The sequence below is a fragment of the Nitrosomonas limosa genome (genome assembly GCF_054188085.1).
The window spans coordinates 2,115,081-2,138,073 of record NZ_CM135180.1 but is presented as its reverse complement, the minus strand read 5'-3'; the positions used below and the strand labels follow the sequence as shown (position 1 = coordinate 2,138,073).

Annotated in this window: 22 protein-coding genes; 12 read left to right on the top strand and 10 right to left on the bottom strand. The window is 47.9% G+C overall.

Features of this window, described 5'->3' with window-relative positions; genetic code table 11:
* Positions 1-10 precede the first annotated feature (10 nt).
* Both minC and ACV7NC_RS09785 read right to left on the bottom strand, forming a co-directional pair.
* Complete coding sequence (gene minC / locus ACV7NC_RS09790; protein ID WP_374565797.1) at positions 11-784, bottom strand: septum site-determining protein MinC; 774 nt, start codon at positions 782-784, stop codon at positions 11-13.
* A 102-nt stretch (positions 785-886) separates the two neighbouring features.
* Positions 887-2,623, bottom strand: coding sequence for a tetratricopeptide repeat protein (locus tag ACV7NC_RS09785; protein ID WP_458152387.1), 1,737 nt, complete (start codon positions 2,621-2,623; stop codon positions 887-889).
* Between the two features lie 381 nt (positions 2,624-3,004).
* Here ACV7NC_RS09785 and lnt point away from each other — a divergent pair, with 381 nt between their 5' ends.
* Genes lnt through ACV7NC_RS09755 form a run of 6 tightly spaced genes read left to right on the top strand, consistent with a single transcriptional unit; the run spans position 3,005 to position 9,565 of the window.
* Positions 3,005-4,507 carry an apolipoprotein N-acyltransferase gene (lnt, locus tag ACV7NC_RS09780; RefSeq protein ID WP_458152386.1) on the top strand — a complete coding sequence of 501 codons (1,503 nt, stop codon included), beginning with the start codon at positions 3,005-3,007 and terminating at the stop codon, positions 4,505-4,507.
* 41 nt (positions 4,508-4,548) lie between these two features.
* Complete coding sequence (gene glyQ / locus ACV7NC_RS09775; RefSeq protein ID WP_458152384.1) at positions 4,549-5,475, top strand: glycine--tRNA ligase subunit alpha; 927 nt, start codon at positions 4,549-4,551, stop codon at positions 5,473-5,475.
* On the top strand, positions 5,472-7,592 hold the full coding sequence (gene glyS, locus ACV7NC_RS09770) for a glycine--tRNA ligase subunit beta (protein ID WP_458152382.1): 2,121 nt from the start codon (positions 5,472-5,474) through the stop codon (positions 7,590-7,592). Before glyQ ends, glyS begins: the two co-directional genes overlap by 4 nt.
* Position 7,593: 1 nt before the next feature.
* Positions 7,594-8,133 carry a D-glycero-beta-D-manno-heptose 1,7-bisphosphate 7-phosphatase gene (gene gmhB / locus ACV7NC_RS09765; protein ID WP_307932670.1) on the top strand — a complete coding sequence of 180 codons (540 nt, stop codon included), beginning with the start codon at positions 7,594-7,596 and terminating at the stop codon, positions 8,131-8,133.
* Positions 8,130-8,867: a lysophospholipid acyltransferase family protein gene (locus ACV7NC_RS09760; RefSeq protein ID WP_458152381.1), complete on the top strand. Its 738-nt coding sequence runs from the start codon at positions 8,130-8,132 to the stop codon at positions 8,865-8,867. The genes gmhB and ACV7NC_RS09760 overlap by 4 nt, the downstream gene beginning before the upstream one ends.
* 2 nt (positions 8,868-8,869) lie before the next feature.
* Complete coding sequence (locus tag ACV7NC_RS09755) at positions 8,870-9,565, top strand: M48 family metallopeptidase (protein WP_458152380.1); 696 nt, start codon at positions 8,870-8,872, stop codon at positions 9,563-9,565.
* Positions 9,566-9,570: 5 nt separating this feature from the next.
* Here ACV7NC_RS09755 and ACV7NC_RS09750 read toward each other — a convergent pair whose 3' ends face one another.
* The 8 genes from ACV7NC_RS09750 to ACV7NC_RS09715 all read right to left on the bottom strand — a co-directional run bounded on the left by ACV7NC_RS09750 (position 9,571) and on the right by ACV7NC_RS09715 (position 17,304).
* Positions 9,571-10,455 (bottom strand): hypothetical protein, encoded by an 885-nt coding sequence (locus ACV7NC_RS09750; protein ID WP_458152379.1) that lies wholly within the window; start codon positions 10,453-10,455, stop codon positions 9,571-9,573.
* Positions 10,456-10,459: 4 nt separating this feature from the next.
* Complete coding sequence (locus tag ACV7NC_RS09745; protein ID WP_458152378.1) at positions 10,460-11,650, bottom strand: AAA family ATPase; 1,191 nt, start codon at positions 11,648-11,650, stop codon at positions 10,460-10,462.
* Between the two features lie 24 nt (positions 11,651-11,674).
* Complete coding sequence (locus ACV7NC_RS09740; RefSeq protein WP_458152377.1) at positions 11,675-13,171, bottom strand: FtsK/SpoIIIE domain-containing protein; 1,497 nt, start codon at positions 13,169-13,171, stop codon at positions 11,675-11,677.
* Entirely contained in the window at positions 13,164-15,200 is a 2,037-nt protein-coding gene (dndD, locus tag ACV7NC_RS09735) for a DNA sulfur modification protein DndD (protein WP_458152375.1), read from the bottom strand. Before dndD ends, ACV7NC_RS09740 begins: the two co-directional genes overlap by 8 nt.
* The gene (locus ACV7NC_RS09730) at positions 15,197-15,412 is read right to left on the bottom strand and encodes a DNA modification system-associated small protein (RefSeq protein WP_458152373.1); all 216 of its coding nucleotides are present in this window, start codon (positions 15,410-15,412) and stop codon (positions 15,197-15,199) included. Before ACV7NC_RS09730 ends, dndD begins: the two co-directional genes overlap by 4 nt.
* On the bottom strand, positions 15,385-16,524 hold the full coding sequence (gene dndC, locus ACV7NC_RS09725; protein ID WP_458152371.1) for a DNA phosphorothioation system sulfurtransferase DndC: 1,140 nt from the start codon (positions 16,522-16,524) through the stop codon (positions 15,385-15,387). The genes ACV7NC_RS09730 and dndC overlap by 28 nt, the downstream gene beginning before the upstream one ends.
* Positions 16,525-16,783: 259 nt before the next feature.
* Positions 16,784-17,041 carry a Txe/YoeB family addiction module toxin gene (locus ACV7NC_RS09720; protein WP_458152369.1) on the bottom strand — a complete coding sequence of 86 codons (258 nt, stop codon included), beginning with the start codon at positions 17,039-17,041 and terminating at the stop codon, positions 16,784-16,786.
* Positions 17,042-17,043: 2 nt separating this feature from the next.
* The gene (locus ACV7NC_RS09715) at positions 17,044-17,304 is read right to left on the bottom strand and encodes a type II toxin-antitoxin system Phd/YefM family antitoxin (RefSeq protein ID WP_458152367.1); all 261 of its coding nucleotides are present in this window, start codon (positions 17,302-17,304) and stop codon (positions 17,044-17,046) included.
* A 219-nt stretch (positions 17,305-17,523) separates the two neighbouring features.
* Between ACV7NC_RS09715 and ACV7NC_RS09710 the strand changes: the two genes are divergently transcribed.
* The 6 genes from ACV7NC_RS09710 (at position 17,524) to ACV7NC_RS09685 (ending at position 22,948) form a co-directional block, all read left to right on the top strand.
* Positions 17,524-18,666 (top strand): Fic family protein, encoded by a 1,143-nt coding sequence (locus ACV7NC_RS09710; RefSeq protein WP_458152365.1) that lies wholly within the window; start codon positions 17,524-17,526, stop codon positions 18,664-18,666.
* A 145-nt stretch (positions 18,667-18,811) separates the two neighbouring features.
* Positions 18,812-19,459 (top strand): hypothetical protein, encoded by a 648-nt coding sequence (locus ACV7NC_RS09705; protein WP_458152363.1) that lies wholly within the window; start codon positions 18,812-18,814, stop codon positions 19,457-19,459.
* A 197-nt stretch (positions 19,460-19,656) separates the two neighbouring features.
* Entirely contained in the window at positions 19,657-20,082 is a 426-nt protein-coding gene (locus tag ACV7NC_RS09700; protein ID WP_458152361.1) for an Hsp20/alpha crystallin family protein, read from the top strand.
* A 149-nt stretch (positions 20,083-20,231) separates the two neighbouring features.
* On the top strand, positions 20,232-22,157 hold the full coding sequence (locus ACV7NC_RS09695; RefSeq protein WP_458152360.1) for an ATP-binding cassette domain-containing protein: 1,926 nt from the start codon (positions 20,232-20,234) through the stop codon (positions 22,155-22,157).
* A gap of 107 nt (positions 22,158-22,264) precedes the next feature.
* Positions 22,265-22,591 (top strand): c-type cytochrome, encoded by a 327-nt coding sequence (locus ACV7NC_RS09690; RefSeq protein ID WP_458152359.1) that lies wholly within the window; start codon positions 22,265-22,267, stop codon positions 22,589-22,591.
* A 27-nt stretch (positions 22,592-22,618) separates the two neighbouring features.
* Positions 22,619-22,948, top strand: coding sequence for a c-type cytochrome (locus tag ACV7NC_RS09685; protein WP_458152357.1), 330 nt, complete (start codon positions 22,619-22,621; stop codon positions 22,946-22,948).
* Positions 22,949-22,993 lie beyond the last annotated feature (45 nt).

Here is a 22,993-nt window from a genome sequence, read left to right as displayed (position 1 = left end):
CTGTTTGGTATTAAGCGATTTCTTTAATGATCAATGCATGATCCTGTAGATAGATCTGTACCGGATTTTTATAGGTTTGCTTGTTGATATCTTCACTGGTTTTATAGTCGCCAGCGATGGATATAAGCTCCGCCTGTAAATCAAAACAAAAAATTCTGGCGGCGGTATTGCCATGCACACCCGCCAATGCACGTCCACGCAGGGTATTATAGACATGAATATTACCTTCAGCCATTATTTCGGCACCGGCGCTGACTTGCGACAGAATGATCAAATCACCGGATGCATAGATACGCTGCCCGGAGCGGATCGGATGAGTCACCAAGGTTGCGGCCGCTGGTACCGGGGGAATCGCAACCGGTTTTACCGGTTCTTTAGGCGGCTTGATTTCAGGTTGAACGCTGGCTTGTTGAACGGGTTCCTGTTTGGGTGGTTCGCCAATGACGATGGAACTCCCAAGATCGCGTACGGTATCGATAGGAATGAACAAGGCGCGAGCTTGCTGGTTTTGGTGTTCATTGCCGCCGCGGATGCCGACCGGGAAAAAACCTATCCTGCGGAGCAGATCAATGATATTGGAAAGATTCAATTCCAGATTCTGCTTATTAAGTTCCCGCAAATCGACGATGACCGGAGAATCTTTGAAAAATTCCGGAGCCAGATTTATCTTTTCATGCAAAGTTTGTTCAATGGCAGCGATGTTATTGGTAAAAAGAATCAGGATGGGAGAAAAAAAAGTGCTGCTTTTAAATTCCAGTGCTGGCGTTGAAGAAGTATTTAACATTTTCAGGGTTTACGATCGATAAGGGCACGGGTAATTCACGGCTTGTCGGAGCCGTTGCCGTTGTCAGGATGATATCACCGAACATGCCCGGTTTATGAAAACTTAATCGATGATTTTCTTTTTGGTAAGCCTTTTTAATGTTTCCAGCAAGACATCGTTATCCGGGTCTTTTTCCAAAGCGGCGCGCCAGATATTTTTAGCATCTTCTTTTGCGCCTTGTATCCAAAGCACTTCGCCCAAATGGGCGGCAATTTCAGGATCAGGCTTGGCGGCAAAAGCCAGATTCAAATAATTCAGACCTTCTGCAATATTACCCATGCGGTAGTATACCCACCCCAGACTATCCATGATATAGGGATCTTCGGGTGACAGTTCCAGAGCCCTTTTGATCAGATTCAGAGCTTCGGGCAATTGCTTGCCGCGGTCGGCATAGCTGTACCCCAGCGCATTGTAGGCATGGGGGTTGTCGGGCCTGAGCTGAATCAGTTTGTGTAAATCTCCTTCGAGGATATTGAATTTGCCCAGTTTGTCGGCAGCCAAGGCGCGGTCATAGAGCAACTCGGGATAATCGGGCAGTTTCTTTAAGCCGTCGTTCAGTAAGTTGAATACTTCTTGATGGGCTTTGGTTCTGCGCAGGATTTGCGCTTCCGCCAGAATTAAATGCGCCGTTTGCTGATCATTGGCGGCCGGCAGGTTTTGCAGATGCATCCGCGCTTCTTTTAAAAAGCCCTTGGTTGCAAGCAAATCGGCATAGCGGATTTGCGCCGGTAGAAAGCGGCTGCCGCTTTTTACCATTTGATACGATTGCATCGCCATATCCGCGCGGCCGGTTTCTTCGTAAATCTGGCCAAGGTGAAAATGCACGGCGTTGGCATCTTTATAGCCTAAATCCAATGCCTTTCTGAAACTCGATTCGGTTACGTCGAAATCGCCCATTTCCGCGGCTAATAATCCTGTTGCGAGCGTAATTTCCGGGTCAGATGCATTCTTGTCCAATAACCATTGCACTTGTTCGCGTGCTTGCTCCAACTGGTTATTGCCGATCAATAGCCGTGTGTAAGCAATCCGCACTTCGTTGGAGGCAGGAAATTTCTGCAAATAGTCGCGGTAGAAATTGCTGGCATCGGCGATTGAAGCTTTTTGCAGTATTCTGCCATTATGAACAGCCGCAACTTCCCAGTCTGGGCGCAGCGCCAAGGCACGTTGCATTTCGTCTTGTGCGAGCTGATGCTGATTGGCGAACCAGGCGGCCTGCGAAAGTGCAAAATGGACCTCCGGTGAGTCTTTATAAGGCTGGGACAAGTGTTGCACCAGCCGCAGCGTCGCCGCTCTGTCGGGATTGCGAGACAACAGTTGATTGAGCTGCATGAATGCATTGCCGACTTGATCGGTTTGCGATGCCAATAATTTTTCAAGGTGCGGTTTGGCTGCATCCAGTTTGCCAAGATTTACCAACAGCGCGGCAATGGTTTGGCGAGCATCCGAAGAATCCGGTTCCAGCTCAACCCACATCGTTGCCGCTTGCTCGGCAGCTATGGGATTGCCCGCGTGCAGGGAAATTTCTGTTGCGCGTTTGGCAAGCCGCGGATCTTTCGTGGTCTTGGCAAGTTTTACGTAGCGATTGACCGCGATATCCAGATTGCCGCGCTGCAATGCGGTTTCACCGACTAAAAAATCGAATAGGACCGGGGCCGTCAGCTCTTGCTTGGGTAGGTTTCGATGACCCTCGTCATCTTGCTCGGCGGATTCCCCGTTTTTATCTGTTGCCTGATTCGCAGGCATCTGCGCGCAGGCAGAAAGTCCAGATAGCAATAACACATATAGAAGTTTAAATTTCATGAGAAATCCGTTTGATTTTCGAATATTGGGTAAACCGTATCAGTTATTTACAGCGCTAGAGAAATATATTAAAGCTCATCAATCTATTTGCATATCGTTTAATATCGCTGCGATTTGAGGCTGGGTGCTATTGTAACAAAGGCCTTCGATTACTATTGCCGGATAATAAAGTGAATAAATAGCTATTTAGCATAAGTAGTACTGATTGTCATCACGAAAAGCAAGATTAAAAATTATGCGAACGGGAATCGCAGGATACTTTATGATTCATCAAACGCTGAGAACAATATTAGCTTATGAAAGTTCACAGGTGTTACCGCGTGTGGAGAAGCGTACTATTTCCGCGATGTATTTTTGATTCATTTTCTACCTTAGACACCATTGAAGAATCCCTATTTCAAATTGCTGCTGGTCTATCTGGCGGGCGCACTGACGGTACTTGGTTTTGCGCCTTTCTATCTGTTTCCGGTGCCGGTCATGACGTTGGCGTGGTTGCTGGCATTGTGTCATAAAAACCAAAGCCCGATCAAAAATGCCGCATTGGGATTTTGGTTCGGCATGGGATTATTTAGCGCCGGTGTTACCTGGATTTATGTCAGTTTGCACGATTTTGGCGCGATGCCGGTTCCGATCGCGGTGGTGGCATTGATCATTTTATGCGCGTACCTGTCGTTGTTCCCGGCTTGCGGTTTGTGGCTGTTAACCCGGCTGCGCGTAGCCTCGCCCTGGCTTTGGGGAGCATTGGCTGCGGCATTGTGGATGTTATCCGAATGGCTGCGAGGCACATTGTTTACCGGTTTTCCTTGGCTCGCGCTGGGCTACTCGCAAGCACCGTATAGCCCACTGGCAGGTTTTGCGCCGATTGTCGGCGTGTATGGCATTTCTTTGATTATCGTATTCAGCGCCACCTTGTTATTTTTCTGGATCGAGAATGTTCGCAGAAACTGGCGCTGGGGAGCGGCTTTGCTAACGATCTGGTTATGCGGCTTTGCGTTGCAATTAATTGATTGGGTAAAACCCGAAGGCGAGCCGGTCACGGTGAGTCTGCTGCAAGGGAATATTTCGCAAGATCTGAAATGGCGTGCGGATCAGATCGAATATTCAATGGAAACTTACGCACAGCTAATTCTGGAGAGTGACAGCCAGTTGATCGTGACACCGGAAATATCGATTCCGCTATTCAACGACGTGGTGCCACCAGCGTATCTGACGTATATCGCCGAACACGCCCGCAGTGTCAAAGGCGATGTGCTGATCGGCCTGGCCGAGCGCGATCATACAGACGGCGATGCGTATTACAACACCATGTTCAGCTTCGGCACTTCGCCCGAACAAAGCTACCGCAAACATCATTTGGTGCCATTCGGCGAATACATTCCGTTCAAGCCGCTGTTCGGCTGGGTGATTCAAGTGCTGCAAATTCCGCTGTCGGATTTCTCGCGCGGCGGATTGGATCAACAGCCGATGGCCATCGCCGGGCAGCGCGTAGCGATCAATATTTGTTACGAAGACGTGTTCGGTGAGGAAATCATCAATCAGCTACCGCAAGCGACGCTGCTGGTCAACGTCAGCAACGATGCCTGGTTCGGCCGTTCGATCGGGCCGCAGCAACATTTGCAGATTTCGCAAATGCGCGCGCTGGAAACCGGTCGTTACATGTTGCGCGCGACCAACACCGGTGTGACCGCGATCATCGACGAGCGCGGACGCGTGCTCGAGGCTATCGAAATTTTCACCACAGCGGCGTTGCACGGTGTGGCGCAAGGGTTTACCGGCGCAACCCCGTACGTGCGCATGGGTAATTATCCGGTGCTGGGATTGGCGGTGTTGTTATTGAGCATCGGATTGTTATCCGCCTTCCGCGCCGCGCAGAAAACCCGGTAAAATCCGCATGTTTTTAATTTAACGATATAACTCGACATTTCATGCCGACACTGACCTTTCAGGAAATCATTTTTACCCTGCAGCGCTACTGGGCCAAACAGGGCTGCGCCATTCTACAACCGTACGATATGGAAGTCGGCGCGGGTACCAGCCATACCGCCACTTTCTTGCGCGCTATCGGCCCGGAACCGTGGAAAGTGGCGTACGTGCAACCTTCGCGCCGCCCCAAAGACGGCCGCTACGGCGAAAATCCGAACCGTTTGCAACATTACTATCAGTTTCAAGTGGTGCTGAAACCGGCACCGAAAAACATTCTGGATCTATATCTCGATTCGTTGCGCGAACTGGGATTCGACCTGACGCAAAACGACGTGCGGCTGGTCGAGGACGATTGGGAAAATCCGACGCTGGGCGCGTGGGGATTGGGCTGGGAAACCTGGCTGAACGGTATGGAAGTGACGCAATTCACGTATTTCCAGCAAGTCGGCGGCATTGATTGCAAGCCGATCACCGGCGAAATCACCTACGGATTGGAACGTCTGGCGATGTATTTGCAAGGCGTGGAAAGCGTGTTCGACCTGACTTGGACCAAGGGACTGCGTTATCACGATGTGTATCATCAAAACGAAGTCGAACAATCGAAATACAATTTTGAAGAAAGCGATGCCGAGTTTTTGTTTCTGGCGTTCGGCAAGCACGAAGCGCAAGCCAATCATCTGATCGCAAAGCAACTGGCATTACCGGCTTACGAGCAAGTATTGAAAGCTGCGCATACTTTTAATCTGCTCGATGCGCGCGGCGCCATTTCGGTGACCGAACGCGCGGCCTATATCGGCCGTATCCGCAACCTGTCGCGCCAAGTCGCCAAAGCGTATTACGACAGCCGTAAAAACCTCAATCCGCCGTTCCCGCTGGCGCCGCGCGAGTGGGTCGCGCAAATGCCCGATATGCAGGAAGTTGCATCATGAGAAAAAACCTGCTCGTCGAACTCCTGGTGGAAGAGCTGCCGCCGAAATCATTGAAACAACTGGGCACAAGTTTCTCTGAATTACTCGCCGCGAGTTTAAAAGTGCAAGGCTTAATCACGCCCGATGCAGACGTCACGCCGTATGCCACCCCCAGACGATTAGCGGTGCATATCGCCAGTGTCGCTGCGCAAGCCGCCGATCAAGCGGTTACGCAAAAACTGATGCCAGTCAAAGTCGGCCTGGACGCTCAAGGTCAGGCAACACCCCCTCTATTGAAAAAACTGGCCAGCTTCGGCGCGGATGCCTCGGTCGTGCCGCAACTGAAACGCGCGCTGGATGGTAAAGCCGAAACATTGTTTCTGGACGTTGTTGTGCAAGGCACGTTGTTGGCCGACGGGCTGCAAAAAGCCTTGCAAGACGCGATCAGTCAATTGCCGATCCCGAAAGTGATGACCTATCAGCTGGCGGACGGCTGGCAAAGCGTGCATTTCGTGCGCCCAGCACATTCTCTGGTGGCGCTGCACGGCGCAGATGTGGTGCCGGTCAGTGTGCTTGGCCTGCAAGCCGGGCGGGAAACGCAGGGACACCGCTTTGAAGCGAAAGTCAGCCCGATCGAACTGCACAACGCCGACAGCTACGCGCAACAACTGCAAACCGAAGGTGCTGTTGTTGCCAGCTTTGCCGAGCGCCGCACCGAAATTGCGCGCCAGCTGGCAGCTGCTGCAGCACATGAACACCTGACACCGATTGACGACGAGGCGCTGCTCGACGAGGTCACCGCGCTGGTCGAACATCCGAATGTGCTGGTTGGCCAATTCGACGCCGAATTCCTGCAAGTGCCGCAGGAATGCCTGATTCTGACGATGAAAGCGAACCAGAAATACTTTCCGCTGCTCGACACTAACGGAAAGCTGGCCAACAAATTCCTGCTGGTTTCCAACATCTGCCCGATCGATCCGGCGCAAGTCATCGCCGGTAACGAACGCGTGGTACGTTCGCGCTTGGCCGATGCCAAGTTTTTCTTCGATCAGGATCGCAAGAAAACGCTGGAGTCACGCTTGCCTGAACTGGATAAGGTGGTTTATCACAACAAGCTGGGCACGCAGGGCAAACGTATGTTTTTTGTTCGAAATATCGCAACTGCGATCGGTCATCAATTGAATGGAGATACCCTGGGTGATCGGGCTTATGAAGCTGCTACGTTAGCCAAGGTGGATTTGCTGACCGATATGGTCGGTGAATTTCCCGAACTGCAAGGCATTATGGGGCGCTACTATGCACAGCATGAGGGTTTAAGCGACGATGTTGCGTTTGCGATCGAAGATCATTACAAACCGCGCTTTGCCGGTGATACATTGCCGCGTAACTCGGTGGGTGTTTGCCTGGCATTGGCAGACAAACTGGAGACCTTGGTGAATATGTTCAAGATTGGCGAAGTGCCAACCGGTGACAAGGATCCTTTTGCGTTGCGCCGTCATGCATTGGGCGTTATAAGAATTTTAATCGAGAAAGACTTGCCGCTTCAGCTGGATGAATTGGTTGATCTAGTAAAAAAAGAAATCCTTGATCCACTAGAATTCAATACAAGTGAAAGTACATCAGATTTACATGATTTACACATGTTTGTTTACGAACGTCTCGCTGGCAATTTACGCGACCAAGGCTACACGCCGCAGGAAGTCGATGCCGTACTCAGTCTGAACCCGCAATTGCTCAGCGACATCCCCAAACGTCTCGCTGCCGTGCGGGCGTTTGCCGCATTGCCGGAAGCGGTTAGTCTGGCGGCGGCTAACAAGCGGGTCGGCAATATCCTCAAGAAATCCGAAGGCACTATTAGTGACACCGTCGATACCGGTTTATTGCAGGAAGCCGACGAGCAGGCGCTTTATCAAGCGTTGCAAGAAATCCAACCACAAACCGAAAAAGCTTTTACCGCCGGTGATTACACCGCTTCGCTGCAACTGCTGGCAACGCTGAAAACTCCAGTCGATACGTTTTTCGATCACGTGATGGTAAATGTCGATGATGTGAAGCTGCGTAACAACCGGCTGGCATTATTGGCGCAATTGCACGGTATCATGAACCGCATCGCCGATCTTTCCAAACTCGCGTCCTGATATGAAACTGATCATCCTCGACCAAGCCGGTGTCATCAATGAGAGCAGCGAAACTTTCGTCAAAACGCCGGAGGAGTGGATTGCGATCCCTGGCAGTTTGGAAGCGATTGCGCGGTTGACACATGCCGGTTACCGCGTGGTAATCGCCACCAACCAATCGGGCATTGGCCGCGGGTTGCTCGATATGGCGGCTTACAACGCCATCAACGACAAGATGCACAAAGCGGTAAATCACGCAGGCGGGCGCATCGACGCGATTTTTTTCTGCCCGCATACCAATGCGGATCAATGCAATTGCCGCAAACCGGCAACCGGGTTATTTCAGGAAATCGTGCAACGCTACGGCGTCAATCTGAAAAATGTCATGGCAGTCGGCGATTCGTTGAAAGATTTGCAAGCCGCGGCGGCGGTCGGCGCAATTCCGGTGCTGGTGTTGACGGGTAATGGGCAGTTCACGCGCGACTCCACGGAAATTCCGGTGCACACGCAGATTTTTGACGATCTGGCGGCGGTGGCCGATGAGCTGGTTGGCGAAGAATGAGCAAGTGGCCGGCCGTTGCGCGTTCGGCGCTGTATATGCTGCTGCAGTTCATCATCACGCCGCCGTATGCGATTCTGACGCTGGCGTGTTTCCCGCTGTCGCCGCATAACCGCTACCGCGTCACCTCGAGCTGGACGCGCATCATGTTGTTTCTACTGTGGCACCTGTGCGGGCTGCGTTACCGCATCATCGGCAAAGAAAACATTCCGGCATCGCCGAGCATTATTCTGTCCAAACATCAATCGGCGTGGGAAACGCTGGCGTTTCAGGAAATCTTTCCGCCACAAGTATGGGTTTTGAAAAAAGAATTACTGCGTATCCCGTTTTTCGGCTGGGGTTTGGCGATGACCAGCCCGATTGCGATTGACCGCAGCGCAAAGAAAAAAGCCCTGGAACAAATCGTCGATCAAGGTAAAGACCGGATCAAACAAGGTTTCTGGATCGTGGTGTTCCCTGAAGGCACGCGCATTCCGCCGGGACAGCGCGGCAAATACCGCATCGGCGGCGCCTGGCTGGCGACGCATACCAACGTGCCAGTGGTTCCGGTCGCGCATAATGCCGGGGAATTTTGGGGCAAGAATTCGTTTGTCAAACATCCCGGCACCATCACCGTCAGCATCGGCCAGCCGATCGACCCCACCGGCATGGAAGCCGGGGAATTGAACGCGCAGGTGGAAGCCTGGATCGAGGCTGAGATGCTGCGCATCGGCCAGACTAATCCGCAACAACCGTAACCGTGCCAACACAAACCGCTACGCTTAACGGTCAGGCAATCAGTTACACCCTCACCCGCAGCCGGCGCAAGTCGATCGGCTTACAAATCAGTCAACATGGCCTGCGCATCAGCGCGCCGTTGCATACCCCGCTTTCCCATATCGACAGCGTATTGCAGCAAAAAGCCGGTTGGATCACGAAGAAGCTCGCGCAATGGCATGAGAAAAAAAGCTTGGTGCTCGACTGGTCGTTGGATTCCACCTATCCCCTGCTCGGCGAACCCTGGCGCATCGCATTGAAGCCGACCGGCGAAATCGTAATGGCGCAATCATCCGGCCATGAACCGCTGCAGCCGCTTGTCATCGAACCCACGCCCCGCCAAATCGAAATCTTTGTGATGAACTGGTATCAACAGCAAGCCATCGACTGTTTCCAGCAGCGTATCGCAATCTACGCTCCGGCATTGAATTTAACTCCCCCGCCCTTCCGCCTCTCCCAAGCCAAAACCCGCTGGGGCAGTTGCAACAGCCGCGGCTTCATCACGTTAAACTGGCGCTTGATCCAATTGCCGCTGCACTTGATCGACTACGTCGTTACCCACGAATTGGCACATTTAATTGAGATGAATCATTCGAAGGCGTTTTGGGCGGTGGTGGAGAAGGTTTTTCCGGGGTATCGGGTGGCGCGGAAAGCGCTCAGAGGATATGGTCGATTTTAGTAAAACTAAACATTATCAAGGCTATTAATGTAATGAATCAGTTCAGTGTCAATTGCCCCTTTCGATGCAATCACATTGGCAAGGCAACCACGCATTTCTTCCCACGAGCGGATACTGTCAATTTGGAGACTTTCGGAAAGATGGCGGCATAATCGCATTAAACTTTTTTTTCCATCCAAAATTCGCGAGAGCTTATTCCATCTTTCCTCTGGACTGCCAGAAATTTGATCAAATGCTTTAATTCTATTTGAATCGTCATCTATTTCTGGACAACTATCAACAGGAAATTGATGCCTCAGATACTTTCTAATCTCATCATTCAAACTCTGACCAGATGACTGGCTACCAAAACCGGGGCTTGGGGATGCTTTACCGTTAGTTACTGAAATTGTTGTTAGGGCAGTTATCTTGATAATATCCTCAGATTGGTCCAATAATGTTTGTGCTGAAATATTCGGTGCAGGAGAACGGGAAACTCTTTTGGAAACTTCCGTAGAAAATGCCTCCGGCTGGAGTAAATAATTTTCCAATTCCCAGCGACGCAGGACATAAATTTTATCGCCATAGGGTCGAGTAGCATGGAATCTCGTATCGTCAGTTTCCCAAAATAAATCAAGCTTTTTATCTGCTAGCAAAACATCTCGATCCACGATACCGTAGGCTTTTATGTCATGCGTATTTGCTTCGTTTACTTTACTGATAACAACCTGACAACCGCCACCCCCTGATTGATCACCTTCCGCGCTAACAAAACGCAATCTGTCTTGTTTGTCGCTAAACCAATGCTCACTGAAAATTCGGACATCTTCCGCCGATTCAAGAAATATTTTGATACCGCCTTCATATTTGTCATCAACGAATTCTGCTTGTACTTTTTTAAAACTGGGCATGGTTTTACCTCAAATCAGTTTCTTCAATCAGATTTCCGCCAAGAAAAAGTTTCTCTCTTTCTTGTCCCATGGCGGCAGTAAAGCGACGCAATATTTCAATGGAATGCGTGGTCATAATCACCGTAAAACCGGGATTATCTCTCACTAAATTTTCCAACGCATTATAAAGTCGATGTTGCCAACGAATATGCAAATGAATGTCCATTTCGTCGATCAGAATGATCGTATTGCGAGTGCTATGCGCACCGATACGCAGAAACAGATTTGTTAAGCTCTTTTCACCGCTACTTAGTCTGTCCAGTCGATGTGTTTGATCGTTACCGGTATCGACAATTGCTTCCGGAGGATTCTTTCGAACACCTTTTAGGTTTTTTACGGTACCGACAAATATTTGTTCATTGATTAATTCTTGCGCTTTCTCAAACGAACCGTTATCCAACCACTTCAACCAAACCAGTAAATTATCCAGCGAATCCTTCCAATGTGCGCTATGCGCTTCAAATGCATGCAAAGGACGATAATTCCAGTGATTCGGGGTCGTGATACTGCGCTCGCGCTGATCTAGTGCAGGATGCTGAATACAATCGTTGCTCTCGTTGTTCGGATAGGGGATATCCCGATAAGCGGAGAAATACAAAACAGTCGGCAAATGAAAGCTTGGTTGCAGAAAATTCTCTTCCGCTACCGATTCGCTAGCTGTACGCAAAGTCGCCAGTAAATCCTGCAACAAGTCATCATTTCTTAGTGCCACACTTTCGTAACGACCAATAACCTGGCTACGGAAACCACATTTATGCCAACTCTCTGCGTTATACTTTTGCAATTCATCGGGTGTCCACGGCTTTAAAAGTATTTCTTCGCCGAGCGTTCCCGCCAATACTGACAATACAATGCCGATATTTCGGCCCTGCCAGTGAAGTCTAACCCAAAAATCGAGTTGTGCGCGGCCGCCACGTCTATCCAAATCCTCATGACCATAGCTTTCTATACTTTTCTGTCCGAGTAAGCTCATGAGATATGAGAAAATTTCCAAGGTGGTGGTTTTACCTAGCCCATTGGGTGAGACCATCATGTAGAAATTACAAGACCGATGGTTAGCGTCGGTAAAATCGATGGTATAAATATTCTGAAAAGGCCCAATTCGATCCAGAGTTAGGAACAGTGGTTTGAATTCATGAATCGTAAGTTCATCCATTACTAGTTCCCTCTTCTGATTCGGTTATTGGCAATAATGTGAAATCGCTTGTGCAATATCATCATCGGTGAGTTTAGCGCCGTGCAAACGTATCGGATCGGGCCGGTCGGTTAATTTAACCAGCATATCGCCTTTACCCAGCAAGGATTCTGCGCCTTTTTGATCCAGAATAATGTTGGACTCGGTATGTTTCTGAACACGTAGCGCAATTCTTACCGGAATATTACTGCGCAATAATCCGCTGAAGGTGGCCGCATCCGGTCTTTGAGTTGCAAGAATCAAATGAATGCCGGTTGATCTTGCTTTTTGCGCCAGTCTTACAAGCGGAGTTTCCAAGTCACGCGATTGCAATAGCAAGTCTGCTAATTCTTCTACCACAGCAACAATTCTAGGCAATGAGGTTTTCAAACTTGCTTCTTCGAAATTCCTAACACCCAACTGGACAAATCGTTGATTGCGTTTCTCCATTTCGTCAACCAAGGTGTTAAGAATTTCGGAGGACTCAAGAATATTTCTGGCAATCTTTTCCCCAAACAAATTGGGCAATTTTTCGTACAACGAAAATTCCGTACCTTTAGGATCGATCAAAGCAAACTGGACTTGGCTGGGTGTTAAAGTATGCAACAACGAACATAGCATGCTGTGCAGACATACGGTTTTGCCGCTCCCAGTTGCACCGGCAATCAAGACATGAGGCGCTTCAGCTAGGTCCATGGAAAAATCGTCACCCATAATCGTACAGCCCAACCATACTGGAAGCTTTTCCGTTCGGCCCGTTGCAGCCCACTCATGCAAACGTTGCGGTGAAACAATTCGCCAAAATTCTGGCGCTCTGGGAATATAAAGATTGGCAATACCCGCTTCCGAGCCGATTTCCAAAGTGACGCTGTCATCCGGTACGCCGAGCCGAAAAGATAATTTGCTCAAGCCTTTTTTCAACACGTCCAGATGATGAATGTTCGCTAGATAGAGTGCATATTTGTTAAGCCGAATGCCTTGCTTGATCTCTTTGATTTGTACTGTCAGGCCGATTTCTTTTAAAGCGGCTTCCAGATTTTCCTGCGTAACTGTATTTTTGTCGGTACTCTCATTATCTAAAGGAGATTGTAAAATCAATTCTTCGCGCAACCAGTTAATAAAGCTATGACTGCGATTCCAACTGGTGCGAATTTCTCTCAATCCACGCCGAATATGTCGTTGCAGCAGTTTTTTATAAAGACTATCAGATCCGAACAAGTCTTCATTATGATAAACGCTTAATATGGCGCGAACCGCATCGTCGTAATCCAATACACTGCCATGTTCCGTTTTGCTATAACCGGTAATCTGTTCCAAAGAATATTCCGAGCCTCTGCCGATAAGCGTATCCAGATCGTCATCCGGTGGTGTTTCTATCGACAACGACTTGGCCAAAGCCAATCGCAATACCCGATATTTCGGTGCCTTGGGGGTACGAAAGCCATAAGTTTTAACTTGTTCAACGATATTCTCGTCATCATGACTGGTATAAATATCAGCCATGGTGAGGCTCCTTAATCGGTGTTATGAGCTCAATCTCGGTATTTTCTCCATCCGGATTATGCAGATGGAATTCCCGATAAATGTGTGGTTCGAGTACACGATGCTTGCGTTCGTCCAATTCGGAGTCCGTTGGCAACAAAATGACTTGCTTGGCTGCATGCGGATAATAGCGAGTCAGTAAATTGTCTTGATGCTGTTTATCGATACGCCCCAAAGGGGTATCGATAATGACTGGCAATTGCTTACCGCAGGCATCTTTTAACGCCCATAATAAAGCGGTGGCTGAAAGTTGTTTCATTCCGGCGGATATGCTGCTCATCGCAACCGGATTATCGGTAGCATCCAGATAATGCAGTTGAAAAAGTTCATCAATTTTGGTTTTGACAATTAAGCGATTCGAGTCCAATAAGCTATTGAGATGACGATTGAAATGTTTTTCCAGTGCTTCGCGCTGCTGTTCTTTAAGCGTTTGTTTATAGGCATCCAATAATTTCTGCATATTTTCCAGCACATCGAGTCTTGCACGGCCTTGTTCGGATTGACGCGCCTGATTGCGTAACTTATTGGTTTCTTCGTCCAATGGTTTTATTTCTCGATCAATAATCGACAGCTCGTGCAAAATTTTGCGTTCGTGATCTTTCAATTTCAGAAACTCTTCTTGTAGTCGGGTTTCCTTCTCTTTCAACAATTGAAATTGCCGTTTATTTTCATCGGAAAGCTGATGTACATCTTCTAACGTTTTGTCGATTTCAGTAATTTTATGATCGGCTTGCAAGGCACGAGATAATTCGTCGTGTAATAGTGCTTCGGGATGATGTTGAGGGGAATAAGCTGCAAGGACAGTCAGCAATTTTCTCGCTCGACTGGAATCCAGTTCAAATGGTTTTTTTTCCTCATCATCGACATCGCGAGAATCGAGCAGCTTGGTAATGCGCTTTTGGTAAAAGACCACTTGCGAGTCGTCTAAACGGTGTTCCGGGTAAGGAGGCGTGGTAAAAATCGCCTTGAGCGGTTCTCGAAGCGATTGTAGCATTTCCGCAGTTGCGCCTTGTTGACTATGAGCGCAGCGCTCGACTTTCGAGAGCGATTTTTGGATCAGCTTTGCATTCAGCCTTAGAAAAGCATCTCGTTCAAATGCTTCGGAGAGCGCGGTTAATGCAGTTTCCAGATTGGCTAATTCGATTGCTTTGGTAGCTTCCAGTTTGGCATTGTTTTCGATAATTCCTTGTCCGCCAAGTAATCGGATTTTTTGTCGAGTTTCGCGCAATTCATCTTCAAGTGCTTCAAGATCGGAGTTAAGGGTTTGTTGCTGATACAGCAGTTCAGCACGTTGAATTGCTATTAGCTTTTTACGATTCTCGGCTTCTTGTAGGCGTTGATGAACATCTTTGGCGATGTATTTACTTTCGATTCTTCGTCTTAATTCTTTCAAGCACTCCTTAAGATTCTCTGCGGGGCGAATATTTAACAGCTGCTCCATCTTTTCAATCACTTGGTTGCGATTGGCTTCGGCTAAATAACCGATGTCCTCGGCATCAAAAAAAAAGAATGGAATATAATCCTTCGGCAGCAATCCGGAGATATATTTCTGGGCAGCCTCATCGATCAAATGAGGAACTCTTGGCGCTTTTACGCGAAGTTGACTCTCGTAATTTTCGTTGTGTAAATCCCAAGAACGTTCTATTTCTATTTCGCGATTATTTTCATCCAGAAGGATGGCAGAGACGGAGCATTTCAGGTCGCCTTGGCTTTTCGCTCGATGATTCAAAATGCCCCACCAGTCCTTATTGTCACCACGAATATAGCTTTTAGGAGAAGGCATTCTGTCGCGCTGGACATTATTGCGTAATTCCTCGGTTACCCCACCAAACAATAACTTGACACTGTTGAGTAAGCTGGTTTTTCCAAAACCGTTGCGCCCCATGATCACAACAATATTGCCGTGTTTATTGGCAGAAGGTGTTAAATCGAAAGTACGAATGCCATAATACGAAAAAATATTGTGCAGCGTGAGTGTCTTAAAAATCATTCCACTTCCACGACCTTATTTTTGAAAGCCGACTCTAAGATTTTTTCTAATTCATCGATTAGCTCGGCTCTGCTACCCGTTAAACTCAAGTCCGGATAACGTGCCATGAGATGAGCCATTTGCTCAGCAATTTCTATAGGAACCTGATGCTCCTTAGCCAAGGATTTGAGTAATTCCGCAGCGCTTAGTTGATGTTGTGTAATATCTTCCATGGTTCCCTTCCAAATTCTTCCGCGATAGTATAAGCACTATCCATAATATCGAAGTCCTCTGTCCATTGTTTCTGAATTTCAACAATTTCCTCATCCGAAATCAAAGGGAGATTAACGAGCTTCTCGGTCATCAACAAACGTTGCAGCATTTCCTTGCGGGTGGAAGCTATGAAAGGACCGTAACCATCAGTACCATTTCTTCTCACTGTACTTCGTCGCGAGCTATCTTCACGGATAACTTTGAGCCAATTTCTGTAATCGTTGAGCGGTTTCATCCATTCTTCACCGTTTTCTATGAAGCTTTCCATGGATTTATCGGCTCTTACGACCGTGCATGTCCAGCAACCGAAACGACTACCGCCACAAGATGGTGTGTTTAGATCCATAACGACAGGGCATTCGCCGCCATTCGCTTGCCGATACAAATTCAGCATAAAGTCGTGACTGCCGCCCCAAGGCGGAGGATTATTGGTAAAAAGATACTCCCATACTTCGTCGCTTGACCAATCGGCGATCGGTGATAAAACCAAAGCATTGGCAATCTCATGATGAGGATTAAGTTTTCTACTGCTTAATTCTCGTTTGCTCATGCTTTTTGAACGCTGACTGCTTTCCGACATGCGGGTACCCAGCAGTATAATAACGCTACCGTATTGAGTAATTACATTTTCAATAGCTGCTTTTACCGGTTTGATTTTCATTTTCGAAGTACACCAACGAAACCACCTTGTTGGTGGAGGATATCCTTTGCCTATCAAATTAGGCCAAAAACTAAGCTCTACAGTGGGTTGAGCCAGTTTTGCATGTATAGGCAGGGCATTTGCAGATGCATGCAGATTGATTTCTGAAATGCGCTGATCTAAATAGGTTTCAACATTAGGTGCTTCTACTTTCGTATCGGAAGCAATAATGAATACTGGTTTTCTTTGCGATGGTTGCAGGCTGTAGATCAGTTCATAAACTAATTGCAGTACCAACGTTGAGTCTTTACCACCGGAATAAGCAACAACCCAAGGTCGATTATCAGCTAAGTAATTGGTTAACAGTAATTCCTTTGTTAAATTAATATGGAGAGCTTCTTTGCCAGAAAAATTTAGTGCGCTATTTGACATACGGGTTACTCCAATTGATTTTCTGGAATTATGACGTAGAGTGTTTATTTTATTTCAATCAAAGTAGTACAAAAAAGCGCATTCTTATTTAGCTTTCAACTCAGAGAAGTGAAGCGATAAGAAAGCAAGTTTTAATAAAGCCGAATTATACTGCCAGCTTTCACTTCTAATCCATGAATTAACTTTGCCCTGAATTCTTAAGTGCAATCCATTGCGAAGACACCTGCTGACTTCTCTATAAATGTATGATTTCTGAGCTTTAATAATGAAAGCGGCAGGCAATGATCACCAGATCGGTATCGGTCGCTCGGTACACCAACCGGTTAACTTCGTCGATGCGCCGAGACCAGTAGCCGGAGAGGTCGCCGCGCAAGGGTTCGGGCTTGCCGATTCCCGCGAATGGTTCACGCGCGGCGGCGGTAATCAGCAGGTTGATTCGCTTGAGTGTTTTTTTATCTTGATCCTGCCAGTACAAATAATCTTCCCAGGCATCGGGAACGAATCGAATGGTACGCAAGATTAATCGGTGGAATGCAGCGGATGTTCTTGAGCCATTCCGGCTTTGTCTTGTGCGATGGCTCTGGCCAATGCTGCTGCGTTTGCAGGGCTGCCGGTCAGGTGCAGCGTTTCCATGATGCTGTTGTAGCTGTCGAGCGACATCACCACGGCATCTCCCTCCGCATCGCGGCGGCTGATGATCGTCACATCCGCGTCTTGAACTACCTCGTCCAATATGGTTTTGAGCGCATTACGCGCATAGGTATAGGTGACGACTTTCATAAAATCCCATCTAACATGATCAATAAGATGTACAAGTATAGTCAGGTCAATGCAATTCTGCAAACCATCCGATCAACCAGTGGAGATTATTTTTGCCGCAACAATGCAAAATCATAGCGCCCTAAAGTGATAAAAGTAACATAAGTCCATTTATATTTTACTTTTGACTATAAAACTAATATAAAGGATTTTGTATATTACTTTCCTTACGGATATGCCATGACGATTCAACTTGAGCAGTATCAGTCCGGTCACTACCAGAAAGGTTATGAATACCGGTATTTCCTGCCATCCACGATTAACGATGAATGGGTGTGGCAAACGCCGCAGATAAATCTGTTGCTGGAGAAGGCGGCGGTCAAGCTCGGGGAACTCAATTCATTTGCACGCTTGGTGCCGAATATCGATTTGTTCATTCAATTACATGTCACCAAGGAAGCGGTGGTTTCCAGCCGTATCGAAGGGACGAAAACCAATATTCAGGAAGCGGTGCTGCCCGAGTCGGAAATTCTGCCCGAGCACCGTAACGATTGGCGTGAGGTGCAAAATTACACGCAAGCGTTGAATCAGGCAATCGGCCATTTGCAAACATTGCCTTTGTCATCACGTTTATTAAGGCAAACGCACGCGATTCTGCTGCAGAACGTGCGTGGCGAGCACAAGCTTCCAGGCGAGTTTCGTACCAGCCAGAACTGGATCGGCGGCCATAGTTTGGCGGATGCGGTGTTTATTCCTCCTCATCACCAATATGTCAATGAGTTAATGGGGGATTTGGAGCAATTCTTGCACAACCGGGCTATTCATGTTCCGGCATTGATCCGCATCGCAATCGCGCATTACCAGTTTGAAACCATACATCCGTTTCTGGATGGCAACGGGCGTATCGGGCGGCTATTGATTACCCTGTTTTTGGTGAGTGAGGGGATTTTGGATAAACCGTTGCTTTATCTTTCCAGCTATTTTGAGAAGGATAAAGGGCTGTATTATGACAATTTAATGTGGGTTCGTGAAAAAAACGATATGTTACAATGGCTTAAGTATTTTCTGGTCGGGATCGAGCAAACGGCAAACTTGGCAGTGAACGCCTTGTCTCGCATCATTAGTTTAAAAGCCGGCTTGGAACAGAATCTGCAGACGAGCTTCGGGCGCAGAACTGCAAGCGCGCAGCGATTACTGAATGCATTGTTTACGCACCCCGCCATCCGCATCGAGGAAGTTCAGAAAATTTGCGATCTTAGTTACAAGGCGGCGAATGAATTGGTTGCGCAAATGCGCGAACACGGCATTTTGCGTGAGATTACCGGACAGAGCCGTAATCGCGTGTTTATTTTTGCTGATTACTTAGCGGTTTTTAGCGATTAAGAAAATTGGCCGTCTGCAAGCCGTTTTGCAAAAAATTTCTAAGATGAGTTTCGATAATCAGCAAAACTTACTGTTCTGATTTACTCAGCTTCCTCTCCAACAATGTTATGATTTGCTCCTAAAACGAACTATTGCTGGAGTAATCATGCGTGAAACGGAACCTCAATCCGGTTTGAATTTTAACTTTCTTGTGCCCGTCGCGATGTTGGCGGTTTTGTTGCTCGTGCCTTTTTCGATCAATGCGTTGTTGCATTTGATGGCGAGCAAGAAGGTAATGAATCCAGTGGTGATGAAATTGCCGGTGGACAGTTCGATGATTTCAATCCCGTCGGAAGTGAAGCAATACGAGAGCTTCGACGTGGCATTGAATCTGGAAACCAAGCGTTTGGCGAAGTTTTTGAACGAACTTGTGTCCACTGCTTCCGAAGGCACGTCGATTCAAGGGATCACCGGTGTGGTGTCGGCCAATATGAAAGCTGAGATTGATGGCGCGGCGTTTGAAATCGACAAGGTAGGACCGCAAGAGCCGTTCTCGGATTATGACGGCACGGCAAGATGGCGTTGGCGCGTGACACCGGGGTCATCCGGCGCGCAGGCGTTAACAATCCGTTTGCACTTATCGACACAGAGTAATGTGCAGCTCGATAGCCGAGTGCTGGAGCTGGCGGAGACCAATTTTGCGGTCGAGGGCAATACCACGGAATGGATGAAGCGCAATATCCTGTGGGTTGTACTGGCGTTGTTGGTGCCGGTCGGTATTTTTTATGCGGTGCGGCGGCGATTTGCGCAATAAATTCAGATAACTGATGATCCGGCTGATTCCAATTAGCAGTTTGTAAGGCTTGAAAAAAAGCGAAAGATCCCTATATCCGGAGATGAAGTGTATTGCATTGCAGATGATTAATACATCGACCGCATGATTTACGAAAGTAGTGATGCGGAAGCGAATACACAGAATGTGCTAATTTCATCGACTAGGAGAATTTCATCATGGCTATTACACGTTATGAACCTTGGGGATTGTTGAGTCAACTGCAAAGAGAATTGGAGCGCGGCGCTGCCGAAGGTTCCACTGCAACTGCCGAATGGGCGCCGGCCGTGGATATCAAAGAGGAAGCAAACCGCTTTGTGATTTACGCGGATATTCCCGGCGTAAAACCGGAAGAAATCGATATCAGCATGCATGATGGCGTGTTGACTATCAAGGGCGAGAAAAGCTCGGAAAGCAAAACGGAAAAAGAAGGCTACAAACGCGTGGAACGTACTTATGGCTCGTTTTATAGACGTTTCAGCTTGCCTGATACTGCCAATCCCGATGCCATTTCGGCTTCGTCCAAAAACGGCGTCCTGGAAATCGTGATTCCTAAACGGGAAGCGGTATTGCCCAAGAAAATTAATGTTTCAACGGTCGAATGAACTAACCGGCGATCGTTGAATTACCGCGGTAACGAATGGAGCCTTCGGGCTCCATTTTTATGTCCGCTGGTTTTGCCAAGCCGGCTGAAGCATGACAAAATTGCACCCCTACTTATAATCTCATGCAACCGCTTCTGTAATCTTCTTATATGCCCCTCATCACGCTGGAAAATGCCTGTTTAGCCTTTGGTCATCACGCTTTGCTCGATCATGCAAGCTTGCAACTCGATGCGGGTGAGCGAGTCGGTTTGATCGGTCGCAACGGCGGCGGCAAATCGAGTCTGCTGCGTGCTTTGGCGGCTGAAATCAAGCTCGATGACGGTAAATTGTGGCGTGCACCGAACATCAAGTTGGCGTATGTGCCGCAAGAACCGCTGCTGAATCCTGCCAATACCGTGTTCCAGGAAGTATCAACCGGCTTGGGCAATATCAGCCGTGTTTTGCAGGAGTATCATGCGGTATCGCATGCTTTAAGCGAAACGCCGGAAAATACCGAGGCGCTGTTGCAGCGTTTGCAAGCGCTGCAAAGTGCGCTGGAAGTGGAAGGCGGCTGGAGTCTGCAAGCACAAATAGAAACCGTGATCGATAAACTCAATCTGCCTGCGGATACATTGATTGAGCATTTGTCGGGCGGGCTTAAAAAGCGCGTGGCATTGGCACGTGCATTGGTGATTTCTCCGGATGTATTGCTATTGGACGAACCGACCAACCATTTGGATTTTTCTTCGATCGAGTGGCTGGAAGGATTGTTACAGAGTTTTGCCGGCAGTGTGTTGTTCATTACCCATGACCGGCGCTTTCTCGATCATGTCGCAACCCGGATCGTCGAACTCGATCGCGGGCATTTGCAGTCATTTGCAGGCAAATTTAGCGATTATCAGCGGGAAAAAGCCAAAATGCTCGAAGTGGAAGCGATTCACAATCAGAAATTCGATAAGATCCTGGCGCAGGAAGAGGTATGGATCCGCAAGGGCATCGAAGCGCGGCGCACGCGCAATGAAGGCAGGGTGCGCAGATTGGAAGCGTTGCGGTTGGAGCGCGCGGCGCGGCGGGATAAAACCGGCACTGCAAATATCAGCCTGGATGCTGGCGAGCGCTCGGGGAAACTGGTCGCAGAGCTGGAACATGTCAGCAAGCGTTTTGGCGATAAAGTGATCATCAACGATTTCTCCTGCCGCATTCTGCGCGGTGACCGGGTAGGATTACTAGGACCCAACGGCGCCGGGAAATCGACGCTGTTAAAATTGATTCTGGGTGAGTTGCAGCCTGATTCCGGCACGATCCAGCAGGGAACCAAGCTGACGGTGGCCTATTTCGATCAGATGCGCGAGCAGCTCAATGAAGAAATGATATTGACGGATACCATCAGCCCAGGATCGGATTTTGTTGAGATTAATGGCAAACGCAAGCATGTCATCAGCTATTTGGAAGATTTCTTGTTCCCCTCGGAGCGTGCGCGTTCGCCGGTTAAATCGCTATCGGGCGGTGAGCGTAACCGGTTGTTGCTGGCGCGGCTATTTACCCGTCCCGCCAATGTGCTAGTGCTGGATGAACCGACCAACGATCTCGATATAGAAACCCTGGAGTTGCTGGAAACTTTGTTGCAGGACTATTCCGGTACTTTGTTTCTGGTCAGCCATGACCGGGAATTTCTGGATAACGTGGTTACGCAAGTAATTGCATTTGAAGGAAATGGAAAATTGTGTGAATATATTGGCGGTTATGAAGATTGGAATCGTGCAAAACATTTTGAAGATTCTACCATTCCGCAGAAAATTGCAGCGAAGCAGCCAGATGCTTCAACAGCCGGTATTTCCAAATTACCGAGGTCTACTCGAACTAAAAAATTGAGTTACCAAGAGGCGCGTGAGCTCGAAGGCTTGCCCAGTAAGATTGATCTTTTGGAACAAGAACAAGCGAACATTACGTTGCGTTTAAATGAACCGATCATTTATCGCGATTTTCCGGATGAAGTGAAAGAATTACAAACACGGTATGCTGCGATTGAAAAAGAACTGGCCGATTGTTTAGTCAGATGGGAAGAATTGGAGTCAAAATCCACCTCAAAAATGTAATGTTTGAACGGCAATTTCCCTATAAACAACATGGACATGCTTACACTTTTCATTGACCAAATCGAGCGCATCGTTTAAAGTTCAACTTTTGAGAGAAGGAGGCGTATATGAAACAAAAATTGGTTATGAATTTATTACTTACTGTGGGTTTGCTCTTGGCATTTTCAGGGATGACCCAAGCGGCTGGAGATGCAACAGCGGCAAAAGAAAAACTGTCCATGTGTGAAGGTTGTCACGGAATTCCAAATTATAAAACGGCATTTCCAACCGCTTATCACGTACCGAAACTGGGCGGGCAGCACGCAGAATATATCATTAAGGCACTGGAAGGATATAAAAACGGCACACGCAGCCATCCGACCATGACCGGTTTAGCTAAGACATTATCGCAACAAGATTTCGAAGATTTCGCTGCTTATTATTCTAAAAATTAATTGAGTTAACTACGCAAGGAAGGAATTATGAAGAATTATGTAATAGCCGCATTAAGCGGTGCAGCCTTGATAATCTCTAGTCAAGCAGTGGCTGCGGATATCGAAGCTGGTAAAAGTAAAGCAGCCGAAGCCTGTGCTTCATGTCATGGCGCCGATGGTAACAGCCCTGCTCCTAATTTTCCAAAAATTGGCGGCCAATATAGAACTTACCTGGTAAAAGCATTGAAAGATTATAAATCCGGTGCGCGGCAAGATCCTATCATGGCTGGAATGGCAGCAAATTTAAGCGAAGCGGATATTGACAACCTGGCTTTCTATTATTCAAGCCTGCCTGGCAACCTGAATTCGAACAAATAATCTGTAACTGGGTTTTTAATCTACCCGGTTAAAATCTAAAAAGCC

What these genes read in the sequence shown, in the direction of transcription:
- ACV7NC_RS09760 (WP_458152381.1), top strand. Translation starts at nt 8,130, where the DNA reads ATGAGCAAGTGGCCGGCCGTTGCGCGTTCGGCGCTGTATATGCTGCTG.
- minC (WP_374565797.1), bottom strand. Translation starts at nt 784, where the DNA reads ATGTTAAATACTTCTTCAACGCCAGCACTGGAATTTAAAAGCAGCACT.
- ACV7NC_RS09730 (WP_458152373.1), bottom strand. Translation starts at nt 15,412, where the DNA reads ATGGAAGATATTACACAACATCAACTAAGCGCTGCGGAATTACTCAAA.
- ACV7NC_RS09695 (WP_458152360.1), top strand. Translation starts at nt 20,232, where the DNA reads ATGCCCCTCATCACGCTGGAAAATGCCTGTTTAGCCTTTGGTCATCAC.
- ACV7NC_RS09750 (WP_458152379.1), bottom strand. Translation starts at nt 10,455, where the DNA reads ATGCCCAGTTTTAAAAAAGTACAAGCAGAATTCGTTGATGACAAATAT.
- glyS (WP_458152382.1), top strand. Translation starts at nt 5,472, where the DNA reads ATGAGAAAAAACCTGCTCGTCGAACTCCTGGTGGAAGAGCTGCCGCCG.
- ACV7NC_RS09700 (WP_458152361.1), top strand. Translation starts at nt 19,657, where the DNA reads ATGGCTATTACACGTTATGAACCTTGGGGATTGTTGAGTCAACTGCAA.
- dndC (WP_458152371.1), bottom strand. Translation starts at nt 16,524, where the DNA reads ATGTCAAATAGCGCACTAAATTTTTCTGGCAAAGAAGCTCTCCATATT.
- ACV7NC_RS09740 (WP_458152377.1), bottom strand. Translation starts at nt 13,171, where the DNA reads ATGGCTGATATTTATACCAGTCATGATGACGAGAATATCGTTGAACAA.
- ACV7NC_RS09705 (WP_458152363.1), top strand. Translation starts at nt 18,812, where the DNA reads ATGCGTGAAACGGAACCTCAATCCGGTTTGAATTTTAACTTTCTTGTG.
- ACV7NC_RS09690 (WP_458152359.1), top strand. Translation starts at nt 22,265, where the DNA reads ATGAAACAAAAATTGGTTATGAATTTATTACTTACTGTGGGTTTGCTC.
- ACV7NC_RS09685 (WP_458152357.1), top strand. Translation starts at nt 22,619, where the DNA reads ATGAAGAATTATGTAATAGCCGCATTAAGCGGTGCAGCCTTGATAATC.
- ACV7NC_RS09710 (WP_458152365.1), top strand. Translation starts at nt 17,524, where the DNA reads ATGACGATTCAACTTGAGCAGTATCAGTCCGGTCACTACCAGAAAGGT.
- ACV7NC_RS09785 (WP_458152387.1), bottom strand. Translation starts at nt 2,623, where the DNA reads ATGAAATTTAAACTTCTATATGTGTTATTGCTATCTGGACTTTCTGCC.
- ACV7NC_RS09745 (WP_458152378.1), bottom strand. Translation starts at nt 11,650, where the DNA reads ATGGATGAACTTACGATTCATGAATTCAAACCACTGTTCCTAACTCTG.
- dndD (WP_458152375.1), bottom strand. Translation starts at nt 15,200, where the DNA reads ATGATTTTTAAGACACTCACGCTGCACAATATTTTTTCGTATTATGGC.
- glyQ (WP_458152384.1), top strand. Translation starts at nt 4,549, where the DNA reads ATGCCGACACTGACCTTTCAGGAAATCATTTTTACCCTGCAGCGCTAC.
- ACV7NC_RS09715 (WP_458152367.1), bottom strand. Translation starts at nt 17,304, where the DNA reads ATGAAAGTCGTCACCTATACCTATGCGCGTAATGCGCTCAAAACCATA.
- gmhB (WP_307932670.1), top strand. Translation starts at nt 7,594, where the DNA reads ATGAAACTGATCATCCTCGACCAAGCCGGTGTCATCAATGAGAGCAGC.